At 43.0% G+C, this 14,125-nt stretch carries 16 protein-coding genes; 9 read left to right on the forward strand and 7 right to left on the reverse strand.

The window, feature by feature from the left end; translation table 11 throughout:
• The first annotated feature begins 9 nt into the window (after positions 1–9).
• From gvpN to JOC95_RS18315, 8 genes are all read left to right on the forward strand, one after another.
• Positions 10–924: a gas vesicle protein GvpN gene (gene gvpN, locus JOC95_RS18280; protein WP_204418817.1), complete on the forward strand. Its 915-nt coding sequence runs from the start codon at positions 10–12 to the stop codon at positions 922–924.
• On the forward strand, positions 914–1,675 hold the full coding sequence (locus JOC95_RS18285; protein ID WP_239583002.1) for a GvpL/GvpF family gas vesicle protein: 762 nt from the start codon (positions 914–916) through the stop codon (positions 1,673–1,675). The genes gvpN and JOC95_RS18285 overlap by 11 nt, the downstream gene beginning before the upstream one ends.
• Entirely contained in the window at positions 1,675–1,938 is a 264-nt protein-coding gene (locus tag JOC95_RS18290) for a gas vesicle protein GvpG (RefSeq protein WP_204418827.1), read from the forward strand. Before JOC95_RS18285 ends, JOC95_RS18290 begins: the two co-directional genes overlap by 1 nt.
• A 3-nt stretch (positions 1,939–1,941) precedes the next feature.
• Positions 1,942–2,757: a GvpL/GvpF family gas vesicle protein gene (locus JOC95_RS18295; protein WP_204418829.1), complete on the forward strand. Its 816-nt coding sequence runs from the start codon at positions 1,942–1,944 to the stop codon at positions 2,755–2,757.
• A gap of 15 nt (positions 2,758–2,772) precedes the next feature.
• Positions 2,773–3,027 carry a gas vesicle protein gene (locus tag JOC95_RS18300; protein WP_204418833.1) on the forward strand — a complete coding sequence of 85 codons (255 nt, stop codon included), beginning with the start codon at positions 2,773–2,775 and terminating at the stop codon, positions 3,025–3,027.
• Complete coding sequence (locus tag JOC95_RS18305; protein ID WP_204418836.1) at positions 2,988–3,272, forward strand: gas vesicle protein K; 285 nt, start codon at positions 2,988–2,990, stop codon at positions 3,270–3,272. The genes JOC95_RS18300 and JOC95_RS18305 overlap by 40 nt, the downstream gene beginning before the upstream one ends.
• A 30-nt stretch (positions 3,273–3,302) precedes the next feature.
• Positions 3,303–3,605, forward strand: coding sequence for a gas vesicle protein (locus tag JOC95_RS18310; protein ID WP_204418839.1), 303 nt, complete (start codon positions 3,303–3,305; stop codon positions 3,603–3,605).
• Positions 3,606–4,180: 575 nt separating this feature from the next.
• Positions 4,181–4,948 (forward strand): SDR family oxidoreductase, encoded by a 768-nt coding sequence (locus tag JOC95_RS18315; protein WP_204418841.1) that lies wholly within the window; start codon positions 4,181–4,183, stop codon positions 4,946–4,948.
• A gap of 74 nt (positions 4,949–5,022) precedes the next feature.
• On the opposite strand, the gene rodA is transcribed toward JOC95_RS18315, so the two are convergent.
• The 7 genes from rodA to JOC95_RS18350 all read right to left on the reverse strand — a co-directional run bounded on the left by rodA (position 5,023) and on the right by JOC95_RS18350 (position 12,852).
• Positions 5,023–6,189: a rod shape-determining protein RodA gene (gene rodA, locus JOC95_RS18320; protein ID WP_204418844.1), complete on the reverse strand. Its 1,167-nt coding sequence runs from the start codon at positions 6,187–6,189 to the stop codon at positions 5,023–5,025.
• Positions 6,165–7,319 carry a putative lipid II flippase FtsW gene (gene ftsW, locus JOC95_RS18325; RefSeq protein ID WP_204418846.1) on the reverse strand — a complete coding sequence of 385 codons (1,155 nt, stop codon included), beginning with the start codon at positions 7,317–7,319 and terminating at the stop codon, positions 6,165–6,167. The genes rodA and ftsW overlap by 25 nt, the downstream gene beginning before the upstream one ends.
• Positions 7,320–7,439: 120 nt before the next feature.
• Positions 7,440–8,309 (reverse strand): ABC transporter ATP-binding protein, encoded by an 870-nt coding sequence (locus JOC95_RS18330; protein ID WP_204418849.1) that lies wholly within the window; start codon positions 8,307–8,309, stop codon positions 7,440–7,442.
• Between the two features lie 13 nt (positions 8,310–8,322).
• Positions 8,323–9,135: a hypothetical protein gene (locus JOC95_RS18335; RefSeq protein ID WP_204418851.1), complete on the reverse strand. Its 813-nt coding sequence runs from the start codon at positions 9,133–9,135 to the stop codon at positions 8,323–8,325.
• On the reverse strand, positions 9,083–9,694 hold the full coding sequence (locus JOC95_RS18340) for a sigma-70 family RNA polymerase sigma factor (RefSeq protein WP_204418854.1): 612 nt from the start codon (positions 9,692–9,694) through the stop codon (positions 9,083–9,085). The genes JOC95_RS18335 and JOC95_RS18340 overlap by 53 nt, the downstream gene beginning before the upstream one ends.
• Positions 9,695–9,730: 36 nt before the next feature.
• Positions 9,731–11,986, reverse strand: a complete 2,256-nt coding sequence (locus tag JOC95_RS18345) for an ABC transporter permease (protein WP_204418858.1) — start codon at positions 11,984–11,986, stop codon at positions 9,731–9,733.
• Entirely contained in the window at positions 11,983–12,852 is an 870-nt protein-coding gene (locus JOC95_RS18350) for an ABC transporter ATP-binding protein (RefSeq protein WP_204418863.1), read from the reverse strand. The genes JOC95_RS18345 and JOC95_RS18350 overlap by 4 nt, the downstream gene beginning before the upstream one ends.
• A 200-nt stretch (positions 12,853–13,052) precedes the next feature.
• Here JOC95_RS18350 and JOC95_RS18355 point away from each other — a divergent pair, with 200 nt between their 5' ends.
• A complete protein-coding gene (locus tag JOC95_RS18355; protein ID WP_204418866.1) occupies positions 13,053–14,066 on the forward strand; it encodes a LacI family DNA-binding transcriptional regulator in 1,014 nt (337 codons plus the stop codon).
• Positions 14,067–14,125: the final 59 nt, after the last annotated feature.

Raw genomic sequence — 14,125 nt, forward strand, 5'->3', positions numbered from 1 at the left:
GTTGGGAAGATGAATAAACAATTGGAGCAGGAGATTGTCACACATTCCACAGTGGATGAAATCACATCGAGAACTGTAGATTATCTAAAAAACGGTTTCCCTGTGCATTTTACAGGACCAACAGGAGTAGGGAAGACCTCCATCGCACTTCATGTCGCGAAAAAGCTTGAAAGGCCCATTGTGGTTTTACAAGGGCATGAGGAAATGACCAATGCAGATTTGTTGGGGGACTTCAATGGTTATACAAAGAAACTCCTTGTTGATAATTATGTCCGTTCTGTTATGAAAAAAGAGGAGACCATGCGTGAGAATTGGCAGGAAGGCCTGCTGCTCGAGGCAGTGAAAAATGGTTATACCCTGATATATGATGAGTTTACCAGGTCAAAGCCTGAAACGAACAATCTGTTTTTATCGGTGATCGAAGAGGGAGTACTCCCTTTGTATGGATCTAAACATAAAGAAAAATGGATTCCTGTCCATGAGGATTTTTCCATCATTTTTACAAGTAATCCATCTGAATATGCAGGGGTTCATGAAACACAGGATGCACTGCTTGATCGGATGATCACGATGGAGCTTGACTATATGGATCCTGAAGCTGAATCTGCCATCCTAAGTCAGAAGGCGGAGATAGCAGAGGAGCAGGCTGAAATGATTGCGGGCTTTGTATCCAATTTACGTGATAAATGCTTATCAAAAAGTAAGCAAGGACCAGGAATACGTGCCGCGCTGATGATTGCGACGGTATCTAAAGATAAAGAAATGAACATCAGTGCAGAGGATGAGGAATTCAAGCAACTGTGCATCGATGTATTGCTGCATACCGTTCACAAGGGGATGCAATATGAAAAGAAATCAAGAAGCTTATCTCTTATCACACAAGAGTTCAAGAAAGCATTTGGAGGGAATAACAATGGAAAGTAAACAAGGTTTTTATACATTTTGTGCGATTCCAAAACAGGATAACGAATTAACGCTTGGAAACGTGGAACTCGAAGGCCAGTCCACTCCCTTGCAATTGATCGACTATAAAGAATTCTCCATGGTAGTTGCAAACGCCCCAATCAAAATCTATCACCCGAAAAAAGACAATCTGCTCACCCACCAATCTGTGGTCTCCTCCATGATGGAAATATCCTCTGTCATCCCTATGAGTTTTGGGAATGTATTTGAATCAGAGGCGGATGTGCAATTTTTAATGAAGTCCTTGCACGATGAGTTTGTTGAGATTTTCACCAAAATAGAAAATAAAATTGAAGTCGGTTTGAAGATCTTGGGTAAAGATGAATGGCTGAAAAGTGAAATCAATAAAAATCAAAAGGCAATCAAGCTGAAAGAGAAAATCAAGGGGAAATCTGAAGCAGCCTCCTATTATGAACGCATCGAGCTGGGTGATATGGCACAGCGTTTCATGAAGGAAAAAATGCAAGCGTGTATGAAGGAAATCTTCCTGCCACTTGCGGAAAAAGCAGTTTCTGCCAAACAGAACGAAACGATTGGCGGGAAGATGCTGATCAATGCTTCCTTTTTGATCGACCGTGAAGATGAAGCGCAATTTGACGAGCTTGTTAATGAACTATATGAAAAATGGTCCGATAAAGTGGAATTCAAATACACAGGTCCATGGCCGGCATACAACTTCATTGATATTAAGCTGAAGGCGAAGAATGCTTAATGATCCATAAGCTGTTGACCGGACCGATCGGCGCGCTCGTCAAGCTCGGTGAAAAGATACAGGAAGAAGTGGATAAAGAGCTGTATGATCTTGATACGATCCAGCAAAAGCTCGTCCAGCTTGAGATGATGGCTGAAATGGATGAAATCACAGAAGAAGAACATGCCGCGCAGGAAGAAGTGCTACTTGAGCGATATGAGATAGCCAAGCTTCGTGAGCAACGGATGTTTGATGATATGAAGAAAAGAGATGGAGGTGTATAAGTAATGGAAGCTATCAGTACAGAACAGCTATTTTACTTATACGGATTAATCCCGGCTAAAGAAGTCGAAGAAAGACCATTGGATGCGATTCAAGGAATTGATGATAAACATGAAATCTATACAAGGCAGCTTGGAGAGGTGTTGGCTGTCATGTGCAGATTGGACGCCGAGGAATACTCGGAGGCTGCTATCGAGGAGAAAATGAACGATATGGAGTGGCTGAAAACGAAAGCTTATCATCACCATGAAACCTTGGCCACCCTGCATGAATCATACACACTAGTTCCTCTTAAGTTTTGTACAATCTATAAGAGCGAAGAAAATCTGGCCCTGACCATCGAACAGCAAGAGAGCAAAATCACAAGTCTTTTTGCAGAGCTTGCCCACAAAGAAGAATGGAATCTGAAAATCTATTGTGAGGATGAAAAAATCAAAGAGGAAATCATGAATCATTCTCCAGCCATAAAAGAGCGGGAAGAAGAAATAGCCGCTTTAAGCCCAGGCAGGCAATTTTTTGAAAAGAAGAAGCTGAAGAACCTGATCGATCAAGAGACAACAGAAGCAAAGAGGAAAAGCTGTGATATCATCCACGAGCAACTTGGGCATCATTGTTCCGATTCGGCGGTAAAGAAAAATTGGAGCCAGGAGATGACAGGCAGAAAACAGGATATGAACTGGAATGGAGTGTATCTGATTCCAAAGGAGAAGCGTGAGGAATTCATCCAGGAACTTCAGCGTTTGAAAGAATCCCATACCGATACAGGGTTTACGATGGAATATACAGGACCATGGCCTTGTTATTACTTTGCCAATCTATAGAAGGAAGGGTTCACAATGCCAGCACCTAATGGAGTAGATCCGAATCAAGATGTATCCTTGCTCGATATCCTGGATGTCATCCTCGACAAAGGGGTTGCCCTTAGAGGTGAGCTGATCATCTCGATAGCAGATATTGATTTAATCTATTTGGACTTGCGTCTGCTCATAACCTCCGTGGATAAACTCATGCAGACCAACGAGCGGAAAGTCATAGATGAGGAGGAAGAAGAATGGAACACCAGCCACAGAAAAGCGGTAGAATCCAGCTAGATCCGGATAATGTGGAACAAGGGCTTTCCCAATTGGTACTGACAGTGATTGAACTGTTAAGACAGTTGATTGAAAGGCATGCGTTGAGACGCGTGGAGCGGGGCAATCTGACAGACGAGGAGATTGAAAAGCTCGGTACCGCATTAATGAATCTGGAATTGAAAATGGAAGATTTGAAAGAGATTTTCGACTTGGATGATGAAGACTTGAACATAGACCTAGGACCCCTAGGGAACCTGTTGTAAACTTTTTGAGCAATTAAGGAGCTGTTAATTATGTCCATGCAAACCCCGGGTCAATCTAGTAACCTAGTGGAAGTATTGGAAAAGATATTAGATAAAGGTGTCGTCATTGCAGGGGATATCAAAATTGGCCTTGCGGATGTCGAACTGCTGACCATCAAAATCCGTCTGCTTGTTGCATCTGTCGATAAAGCAAAGGAAATCGGGATGGACTGGTGGGAGACAGACCCCTATTTCTCCTCCAAGCAGGCTACCCGTGATTTGGAGTCACAAAATGCAAAGCTGCTCGAGCGAATCGACCAGCTGGAAAAGCGTCTAGAAGCACCTAAAAAGTAATTGCCATTATTCTATTTTATTTAACTCTATAAACACCGCTGTTGATTTCCGCACTAGGCTTCGCTTTCCGCGGGGCGTTTGTGGAGCCTCCTCGGCTGCGCCTGTGGGGTCTCCACTAAACGCAACACCCGCCGGAGGTCTTCGCCTATTGCTCCAATCAACAGCTAGATTCTTTAAATCATCACTGGTTTTAAAAAGAGGCCCTTATATCACAAAGGATACACCATAAAAATAGTATAGTGCAGACGGTATGTGCCACCTGTCAACCCTGTTGATCGGAGTGCAGGGCGTGAGACTCCTCGAAAATGCCAGCATTTTCTTCGTGCGATGTATCGCTGCCGCAGCCTTCCTTGTCCTGCGGGAGATAGCGGTAGACTTGAGACCCCGCAGGCAAGGCCGAGGAGGCTCATGCACCGCCCCGCGGAAAGCGAACGCCTGGAACGGAGATTGACAGGGAGTAAGCAGAACACAATATTATTATATTTTTTAATATGATGAAAAAGCAACGGACTATTTCGTTGCTTTTTTTTCTGTGTCTGAAAGTGGAATTATGCTAATCTAGTGGAAAGGGAGGGATGATGGTGGAGAAAATAGCTGTAATTACAGGTGCCAGTCGTTTAAGGGGAATCGGGGCTGCCATTTGCCGTGAACTTGCGGATGCAGGACACCACATTTTTTTTACATATTGGATGGACTACGACAGGACAATGCCATGGGAAATGGAAAGCAACGAGCCTCTGCTGCTGAAAACCGAACTTGAGGCAAAAGGCGTAAAAACGGCGAGCCTGGAATTGGACTTGTCCCGCAGTGATGCGGCAGAGCTGTTGATGGACGAGGTGCAAAAGCAGTTGGGGATGCCAGATATCCTGATCAATAATGCCGCCTATTCTACGAATAACGATTTTTCCGACTTGACTGCCGAAGAGCTGGATAAACATTATTTGGTTAATATCCGCGCCACCACTCTATTAAGTGTTCAATTTGCAAGAGTGTTTGATAAGCAGGCTGGAGGAAGGATCGTCAACCTTACATCCGGCCAATCACAGGGGCCGATGCCTGGGGAACTGGCATATGCTACAACAAAAGGGGCAGTCGATGCACTCACCCTGACTCTTTCTGCGGAATTGGCCCCATTGGGGATAACCGTCAATGCTGTAAATCCTGGCCCGACTGACACGGGGTGGATGACTGAATCCGTCAAAAGGGAGCTTGCGCCCATGTTTCCTTTTGGCAGGGTGGGAGAGCCACGCGATGTAGCAAGGACGATACGATTCCTCGTAAGCGATCAGGCGGATTGGATCACGGGACAGGTCATTCATTCAGAAGGCGGATTCAGGAGATAGATAAAAAAAGGCTCGTTTCACCACATTTTATGGTAAAACGAGCCTTTTCTTATATGAATCTGCAATACTTCCAATCAATCAAACATAAACTGCTTCGTCCTGTACTTCACACTCATGACAATTCCCATTGCAATCATATTGGTCAGCAAGGCACTGCCCCCATAGCTCATGAACGGGAGCGCCAAACCGGTAATCGGCATCAATCCGATCGTCATGCCGATATTCTGGAAGATCTGAAAAGCAAAAAGTCCAATGACCCCTGTCACCAAGTAGGTGCCAAAAGGGTTATCACAGTGAATGGCAATCATGATCAATCTGTAGATCATAATAAAATAAATTGAAATGACGATTGTTGCCCCGACAAATCCAAACTCTTCCCCGATCAAAGCAAAGATGAAGTCAGTCTGCACCTCGGGTATTCTGCCGCTTTGTGACTGGACTCCCTCTAACAGACCGCGTCCTGACACTTGTCCTGCCCCGATACCCTTCAGCGCTTCCGTCAATTGGAATCCATAGGAGGACGCATATTCCTCCCTGCTTAACCAGCCGTATATACGTTCAAGCTGATGAGGTTCGATGAATTTGGTGAAAAGTTCAAAATTATAATTATGCAGATAGACCAGTGTCCCTAACACTGAAATGATGAATCCCGCCAACAGCGACAATACTTTCCAGGAGGTACCGCTGATGAATATCATGGTGATCATGATCGCTGCTATTACCAGTGCCGTACCAAGGTCTGGCTGTTTCAGAATCAGCAGGAAAGGCGGCATCGAATAGGCGATCAGTTTAATGACCACGATAGGCGGAGTCTTAAAGTCCAACTCATGCTTTTCTTTCACCCATTTATTGATGACCCCTGCCAGGATGATGAGTAAAAATATTTTCATGAACTCCGAGGGCTGAAGCATGAAGCCCCCAAGATTAATCCAACGTTGTGAACCGTTTCGGACCGTCCCGAATAACTCGACGGCTACCAAGAGAATCAGTCCGAGCGTATAGAAGGGAAGGGCAAGGTTCTCCAACAGCTCATAGTCAAAGAACATAATGGAAACCATGATTCCAACCCCGATGATGTACCAAACAATCTGCCGTTTAAAAAAGTAAAAAGGGTCATTTGCAAAATACTGACCCGAAGCACTATATACTGCCACTAAACTTATAATAAAAAGTAAAAACAGCAGAAATAACAACGTATAATCGACCCGACTATACTCTAGCTTGTTATTTTCTGTCCCCATGATGTTTGTGTCTCCTCTCGAGCCTCAATAGCCAGTTTTGCATGTTTCGATAGGTGGACCAAAATTCCTGCCGCAAAAATCGTAATCAGCAAGGAAGAACCGCCATAGCTGATAAATGGCAGTGTTATCCCTGTGATAGGTAACATCCCATTGACAGCTCCGGCATTCATGAATACTTGAATGCTGATCTGGAAAGTGATCCCGAATGCAAGAAGCTTGCCAAATGGATCTTTGATGGCAACCCCTATGCGGACACCCCGAACTAGTACAATCAAGTACAAAATAAAGAGAAATATCACGCCGAACATACCCAATTCCTCTGAAATGACAGCCAGGATAAAGTCTGTGTGTGCCTCAGGAAGGTAACCAAGCTTCTGTATCCCTTGAGCGAGGCCCCTTCCCCACAAACCACCTTCACCAATGGCAATATAGGAGTTGATCAATTGATAGCCATCTCCACCTGCATCGGCAAAAGGATCGACAAAAGAGGTCAATCGTTTTAGCCGGTAGGTGGCTGTAGTGGCCAATAATCCAATGACGCCTATCGCCACTGTACCTAACATGAGAATATGCTTCAATCTTGCCCCTGAACAGATCAATATTGCGCCGCAGCCTCCGATGATTGCGGTCGCTGTCCCCAAGTCGGGCTGTTGCATCAACAATACGAAGATCAGTCCCAAAACCAGAAGTGGCGGAGAAACCCCTTTTTTAAATTGATGTATGTATGGCTGCTTCCGAGCATAAACCCTTGCGAAATAAATCAGCATCCCGAGCTTTGCAATCTCGGCTGGTTGAATGGTGAAACTTCCTACCGGGAACCAGCTTCGCGCTCCGTTTACTTCTTTTCCTATTCCAGGAATCAATACTAATAGTAAGAGGAGAATGATTACTGCAAGCATGAGTGGAGTGAATCTATCGTATACCTTATATGGAATGATGATGGCGGCGATAAAGACGGGAATTCCTACGTAGAGCCAGACCTTCTGCCGGTTAAAGAAATAACTCGCATCATCATAAGTCTCCAGGCCAAAAAGCATCCCTGCACTGTATATCATGACCAGACCATAGACACATAACAAAACAAGTGCTGTAATCAAAATCCAATCTAGCTTTTTAAAATGTGTAATCATTATATAAACTCCTTTAAAACAAAAGAATCTCCCAAAATAATTATACAATACAAGAGGGTATGATGATATGAAAAGTATATTACAATTACATACAGCCAAACAAAAAGAAGCTATGAATCTCTAGCTTCTTTGATGGATTGATTGTTTTCGTATGAAGAATGCATCCTCCATGGTGGGAGGGGTATTTACAAAACCTGGGGCGGGCTTTTGTTGTGCTGCGCATTTTACAAGCAGGCCTTTGGGAAGGCGACCGGCATATACGATAAGATGCCTTTTTGAAAAGTCATCATAGTCCTCGTCTTGCAGTTCCCCCTTCCAAACACTTGAAGGGAGGTTCGCTTTCCACATGGCCTTACTTCCTGAAAATAGGAATGCACCGCGATTCATCCATAGTACGGAATGGCAAATTTCCTCCCATTCATTCAGTTCATGTGTGGCCACGACAATGACACATTGTGAAGAAAGAGTAGTTAAATAGTTCAACAGACATTTGCGTTCATGAATATCCAAAAAGTTTAATGGTTCATCCAAAAATATATACCGGGGCCTTCCGATGAAAGCCTGGGCAAGTGCCAATCTTTGCTGCATACCCTGGGAAAGTCTTTTGATCTTTTTCTTGGCCACATCCTCCAGATGGAAAACCCGAAGCAATTCTTTTGTTTGCTGCAAGGCAAAAGACTTCCCGATTCCCTTGAGCTGAGACATATACAGCATCAATTTATAGGGGGTATAGTCTTGATATAGTTCTATGCCGGTTGGGACAAATCCGATTTTGCTGCGCACTTGTACAAGATTGTGGTCCATTGTATCACCGTCGTATTGAATGGCCCCCTTAGGAGCGGTGAAGGCCGTCGCCAACAGATGAAGCAGTGTCGATTTTCCGGAACCATTGTTACCTACAAGTATGTTTATCCCATTATTCATTGTAAGGTCATCAATGGACAATGAAAAATTTTTGTAGCTCCAATTCAGGTCTTTTATCGTAATCATAAGGATGACCCCGTTATTGTTCCATGGATTGAAGTACCAGACTTCTTCTGAATGCATGGAAGAGGAGTAAAATTCCCAGAATGACCATTGCTCCTTGAATACTTGCAATCTGGCTGGATGAGATACTCAGTCGATAGGACATATCCCTGACCATGATGGTACCGATGAATATGGCGATCCATGATACCAATCCCATCCCAAACCCTATTTTCACACCTTTGTTCATCATGCAGTAGGCAAACACACCGAATATGAATATGGCTGGTGCAATCCAATGCAATAAGAACGGCAGCAGATAGAACTGCGACATGACAAAGCTAAGATAGATCGAACTGACCAGGCCAAAAAGAAGGTTCATGGCAAATATGATGATCATCCTGCTCAATAGAAGCAAAGCAGGAGGGAATGGCGTAATCCCTTCAATGGTGCGCATCTGCTTGTTCCAGGTCTGATAGGTATAAAATACTCCTACCAGCATGGAAAGGGGGATGGCAAACATATAGAAAACAGGTGCACTTGAAACATCGACACTGGAAGTATAAAGGGTGAGCATGATGAAAATGATGGTGCTGGCCACCCAGAAATGCCATTGATAAAAGGATACCTGTGCCTTCAGTTGGGAAATGAGCGAAGGTGCCTTTGCTTCGTATTGAAACTCTTCCAAGTCTTCATTGGAAATCTGATTAAAAGCAGGCTGCAGGGCTGCAAGCAAGGCTTTTGTATCCTGACTTGTCGGCGTTTTTACAATATATGAAGAAAACATATCCTTCATTTCATCTTCTAGTTGATATAGCTCTTGGTCGTTCTGATGCTGATGTTCCTTCATTACTCTCCGCCTCCTTTTCCATTTCTTTGGATAATACCCCTTTTAATTTCTTTAAAGCATGGAACAGGTTGGACTTGACTGTTCCCAATGGAATATCCAATATCTCTGCAATTTCCTTCAATTTCAAATCCTGATAAAAGCGCAATATGACAATCTGCTGTTGTGCTTGGGATAAAGTGCCAAGGGACGACAATACTTCTTTGCGGGTTTCCTGCCGTTCATATATCTCCGTGACAGACGCTTTATGGTCAATGGAGATCGGCATTTCATCTTTAGCGGTTCCTTCCGTCCGATATTGGGCGCTTCGCCAAAAATCCCTGCATAGGTTGGATGCAACCCGATATAGCCAAGCCTTCGGATAGGTTGGGATACTCTTTATCTGCAACTGTTTAATCAGTCGGATAAATGTTTCCTGCACAATATCTTCTGCTTTTTTTGAATCCTTCAATAGTCTCTCCACATACTGGTGAATCGCTGCATGGTATCGATGGACAAAGGCTTCAAAAGCTGCCTGATTTCCTTCAGCCATCTGTTCGAGCAGCTGTTCATCACTGATCACAGTGCATCCCTCCTTTTAGTAAAATCTTTTCTCTTTTTATTCATTCATGAATGTATTCCATTTAATCTTCCAGTCGTAATATTTGTAACCTGGAGTGGGGCTTCCTTTAATGTCCTCATAAACTTCACGAAGAAATTGCTTCATTTCAGCTTTGTTTCCATTTTCCCATTCCTTTGCCACCAGGTATACTATTTCCTCCTCTGGAGCAAGATCTTCCTGTGAGAGCCTATTATTCAACTTTTCGAGCGTATTGTTGCCTTCTTCATATTCAAGGTAACCCAGTGAAGCCAGATTCCAATAATTAGTTCCGTTAAAAAGCCGGAAATCATCCCAGTCGAATTGGTAATGCTCCTTGAAAGCTACGAACAGATAGGCTTGAATCATTCCATGGTAGATTGTGAAATCGTTCGAAGTTGAGTAAGGACTTTGAGGATAGAACTCAAAAAGTAAGTCAGTAATGAATTGTGCCTTCACATCAAGGAATAGATAGTCATAGTCTGATTCATAGTCGGGTCCGTATGACAGAACGTATTGCCTGCTTCTCTCATCCACAAAAAAAGCATCATCAATTATATTGGTGTAGTAATTTTCAGAACCGGTATATTCCAAAGACGGTAAATACACAAATTTTTCTTTAAAGCTATTGCTGATGGTAAGCCAACTGTTCAAATAGGGAAGGACTCCTTCTAGTTCATCCAATTCATCTTCAATCTGTTTGATATGTTTTTCCATGCTGATAATATCCGTCCCAAAAGACAATTCCTTCTCAGCCAAGCCTGCCTGTGAAAAAAGGGTGAGCCCTGGAGTGGTATTGCTTATAATCATAATAGAGCCATCAGGCTGTCTGGCACTTTCCTCAAAAGTGCCGAAAATAGGTTGTTCAAAACCCCTCAAATTGACGGAAAAATTGGTCTGGGGTATATTCTGGCTTAATTGTGCGGAACGGTGATAGTAGTTGGTGAAAAGATTTTCAACCGATCCATTCACGTATTTCTCATATACAGGGAATTCCCCAATAATCGGATACCAGGCGATATATGACGGAAGAAACATATTGTCATCCTGCAGGAAAGCATAGTTTTTCTCATCTGAATAGGAGTAGCCCCATTCATTCAATGTTCCCTGATAGGTGACCGACAAGGTATTGGATGGGGAGTTTTCCAGATTTTCAATAGTAACGCTACTATTCTCCCTTTGATAATCAAGTTCTTTACCGTTCCACTTGATGAACTCTATCTCAAAGGTTGGATAAAGGGTAAAGGTTAGATGATTCTCTTTGAGACTGTCTATTATTATTTCAGAACCGACACGTATGGCAGAGTCCCCGATGCGTTCCACATCCAAACTATAGTTCTCCGTTTTCAAAAAGGAAGTAAAGTCTATGTTTGATTCCTCAAAATGCTCTTGGTGCACTGCATATTGGAAAAGCTTTTCGGATTTTTTTACCTTCTCTGTCCATAAATTTGTATAAGGAGCAGCAGAAGCAATGGTCACTCCTAAAATAAGGAAAACACTGATGGCTGCACTTCTTTTTTTGGAGGAAAGACGGTTCGTTCCCGCTCTCCATACTGTCAGGCTCAAAAGCAGCAAGCTGAAAAAGAAGACAAACACGCGGGAACGCAATGCTTCCTTCTGTGCCATGTCAAATGCCCAGCCCTCCGAAAGATATTGGGCAAGGAAAAATTGACTCAGGTGAAAGGTTTTTAAATAGTAGAGGTGATATCTTTGAATGATAAAACCTTCCATGAAAAATGTCCCGAACATCCAGGCACAGAATGTAATGATATATACAATGCGATTTGGGATCATCGCAGCCAAAAACATCCCCAATGCAATCGATACCAAGTAGGATACTTGACTTTGAAGTGCGAGCACCGACCCGTGATTCACGAGGAAATCCAGCTGCTCCCCCTGAACCATTCCAATAACGGTAAACGACACTAGGAAAATAATCGTATAGATCAGGCTATAAAGGTTGATGGCACTGAATTTTGCAAGTATGATCCCCCGATAGGAGGTGGGCAGGGAATTCGTCCAGTCCAGCATCACGGTCTGCTTTTCCCTTCTGATGCTGAGTACACTTGCAAGAAACATAACCCCTAAAGAAACCGTGTGGCCCACAGCAAGGAATTCATTCGTGCGCTGTAAGATGGGTTGTGCCGCCTGATATGGTCCCTGAAAGGTAAACCAGATATAAATAGAAACAAGATAAAGTAGTGGAGCGATGAGAAATAGCCAATTCTTGAAAATGAAGGTAAGCTCCAATTGAAGTTGTCGAATATAGGTGATCATGATCTTCCCCCCACTATCGAAAGATATCCCTCTTCTAAAGTAGGTTGGGTAAGAATGGCCCCTGAATAGGGCTTTTCATCATTCAATATCCGTACTTTTATGAAGCTTCCATACTGCTGCTTGATGGAATAGATCAAGCTCTCATTTTTAAGATGGACCAATTCATTCTTATGGACTTCCATTTCCCAGATCCTTCCATGGGCTTGTGCCAATAAATCATCCACGGTCCCATCCAGGACAACCCTTCCTTTATCCAATACTGCAATCTCATAGCAGCTGCTTTCAATATCGGTCACAACATGTGTGGATAGAATAATGGCTTTATCTTTCCCTTCCACGGATAAGAGATTTCTGAAGCGCAGCCTTTCTTCCGGATCAAGCCCTACGGTAGGCTCATCGAGTATGACGACTGAAGGGTTGCCGATAAAAGCTTGTGCAATCCCTAGCCGCTGCTTCATCCCATGGGATAAAGCCTTTACTTTTTCATTGGCTTTTTCCTGTAAATTCACTTTTTCAAGCAGCTCTAGTATGGTCGTTTTACGGCGTGATTTACTTCGGATACCTTTCATCACCGCAACATAATCCAATATCTCCATAGGTGTCAATTGGGGATAAACATGAAAATGCTGAGGAAGATAACCGATCATGGGACGTACCTTCTCCGGATGCCTTGTAAGGGAAATGGAGTTCATCCATATATCGCCGCCAGTGGGCTTAAGGAGCGTTGCCAGTATTCTCATCAATGACGTTTTTCCGGCCCCATTTGGTCCCAGAAGTCCAAATATGCCATTTGTTATGCTTAAATCAATCGAATCAAGTGCTACAGATTCTTTATAATGTTTTGATAGATTTTTAATTTGTAACATGGGTGATCCTACTTTCTTATAGAAAACATTTATGCCTTCCATCATTATAACGAAATGGAAGGGAAAAGGGTTTAGGTTAAAGGATAAAAAAGATTCGGTTGAAAAGTTTTTCCGCAATTCTAAAAAAGTGATTGACTAAGGATGTTGTGTATCATATACTAGGTTTCGAAAGCGCTTTCGTTTCGAGTGAGGGAGAAAATATGACAACAATTTATGACATTGCTGAAAAAACAGGGTTTTCTATCACTACGGTTTCAAAGGTTTTGAATAACTACACTGATGTGAGTGAAAAAACCAAAAAGAAGGTATTAGCGGCTGTGGAAGAAATGGGATATTTCCCAAATTCACATGCCAGGACATTGACTACCAAAAAGTCATGGACACTCGGTGTTGTATTCATGGAGTCACTCGGCGGAGGGATGAAGCATCCATTCTTTAACGCAGTTATTGAAAGCTTCAAACAAAGAGCTGAGCTATCCGGATATGATATGCTCTTTGTTTCAAGGAACATACAGAATGAGAAGAAAAGCTACTTGGATCACTTTCAGTATAGAGGAGTGGATGGAGTAGTCATTGTATGTTCGGTTGTTGATGATCCGGAAGTGAAGAAATTGATGGAATCCAATCTTCCGACAGTTGTAATCGATATGCACAGCACGAAATCAAGTGTCGTGTACAGCGATAATAGCCATGGAAGTGTATTGGCTTTTGATTATTTGTACGCTTTGGGTCATAGGAAAATAGCTCATATCTACGGTCATCAGGAAACATTTGCAGGTACTGAGAGATTAAAAGGGTTTCTGAAAGCTGCTGAAAAGCAAAAGCTCGATATCCCCAAATCGTATATTGTAAGCGGTGAGTACTTCTCCATAGAGGGAGGAGAAAAGGCGATGCATACATTATTATCCTTGGAAAACCCACCTACCGCTGTATATGCAGCAGGGGATAATATGGCGCTCGGGGCAATGAAGGCAATCAGGGCAAAAGGTTTAAAAGTGCCTGAAGATATATCTGTAGTAGGTTTCGACGATATTGAAATTGCAAAACATCTTAATCCTGCCTTAACGACAATCAGACAGAATATGGATTTGATCGGGTCACAAGCAGCAGATGTACTTATATCACAAATCAACGAAAAAAGAAAAACCAGTGTAGCCATCACCATTCCAGTAGAACTGCTGGAAAGAGATTCTTGCATGCCGATAAAAGGCTGACCGTTTTTTCTCTGGTTCAACAAGGATTGTAGGATTAGCATATCCTCCTTTCCTGTTTC

The organism is Sutcliffiella tianshenii (assembly GCF_016908565.1).
Lineage (GTDB): Bacteria > Bacillota > Bacilli > Bacillales > Bacillaceae_I > Sutcliffiella_A > Sutcliffiella_A tianshenii.

Coding starts and splice junctions, on each gene's coding strand:
- gvpN (WP_204418817.1), top strand. CDS start 10: ATGAATAAACAATTGGAGCAGGAGATTGTCACACATTCCACAGTGGAT.
- JOC95_RS18285 (WP_239583002.1), top strand. CDS start 914: ATGGAAAGTAAACAAGGTTTTTATACATTTTGTGCGATTCCAAAACAG.
- JOC95_RS18290 (WP_204418827.1), top strand. CDS start 1,675: ATGATCCATAAGCTGTTGACCGGACCGATCGGCGCGCTCGTCAAGCTC.
- JOC95_RS18295 (WP_204418829.1), top strand. CDS start 1,942: ATGGAAGCTATCAGTACAGAACAGCTATTTTACTTATACGGATTAATC.
- JOC95_RS18300 (WP_204418833.1), top strand. CDS start 2,773: ATGCCAGCACCTAATGGAGTAGATCCGAATCAAGATGTATCCTTGCTC.
- JOC95_RS18305 (WP_204418836.1), top strand. CDS start 2,988: ATGGAACACCAGCCACAGAAAAGCGGTAGAATCCAGCTAGATCCGGAT.
- JOC95_RS18310 (WP_204418839.1), top strand. CDS start 3,303: ATGTCCATGCAAACCCCGGGTCAATCTAGTAACCTAGTGGAAGTATTG.
- JOC95_RS18315 (WP_204418841.1), top strand. CDS start 4,181: ATGATGGTGGAGAAAATAGCTGTAATTACAGGTGCCAGTCGTTTAAGG.
- rodA (WP_204418844.1), bottom strand. CDS start 6,189: ATGGGGACAGAAAATAACAAGCTAGAGTATAGTCGGGTCGATTATACG.
- ftsW (WP_204418846.1), bottom strand. CDS start 7,319: ATGATTACACATTTTAAAAAGCTAGATTGGATTTTGATTACAGCACTT.
- JOC95_RS18330 (WP_204418849.1), bottom strand. CDS start 8,309: ATGATTACGATAAAAGACCTGAATTGGAGCTACAAAAATTTTTCATTG.
- JOC95_RS18335 (WP_204418851.1), bottom strand. CDS start 9,135: ATGAAGGAACATCAGCATCAGAACGACCAAGAGCTATATCAACTAGAA.
- JOC95_RS18345 (WP_204418858.1), bottom strand. CDS start 11,986: ATGATCACCTATATTCGACAACTTCAATTGGAGCTTACCTTCATTTTC.
- JOC95_RS18350 (WP_204418863.1), bottom strand. CDS start 12,852: ATGTTACAAATTAAAAATCTATCAAAACATTATAAAGAATCTGTAGCA.
- JOC95_RS18355 (WP_204418866.1), top strand. CDS start 13,053: ATGACAACAATTTATGACATTGCTGAAAAAACAGGGTTTTCTATCACT.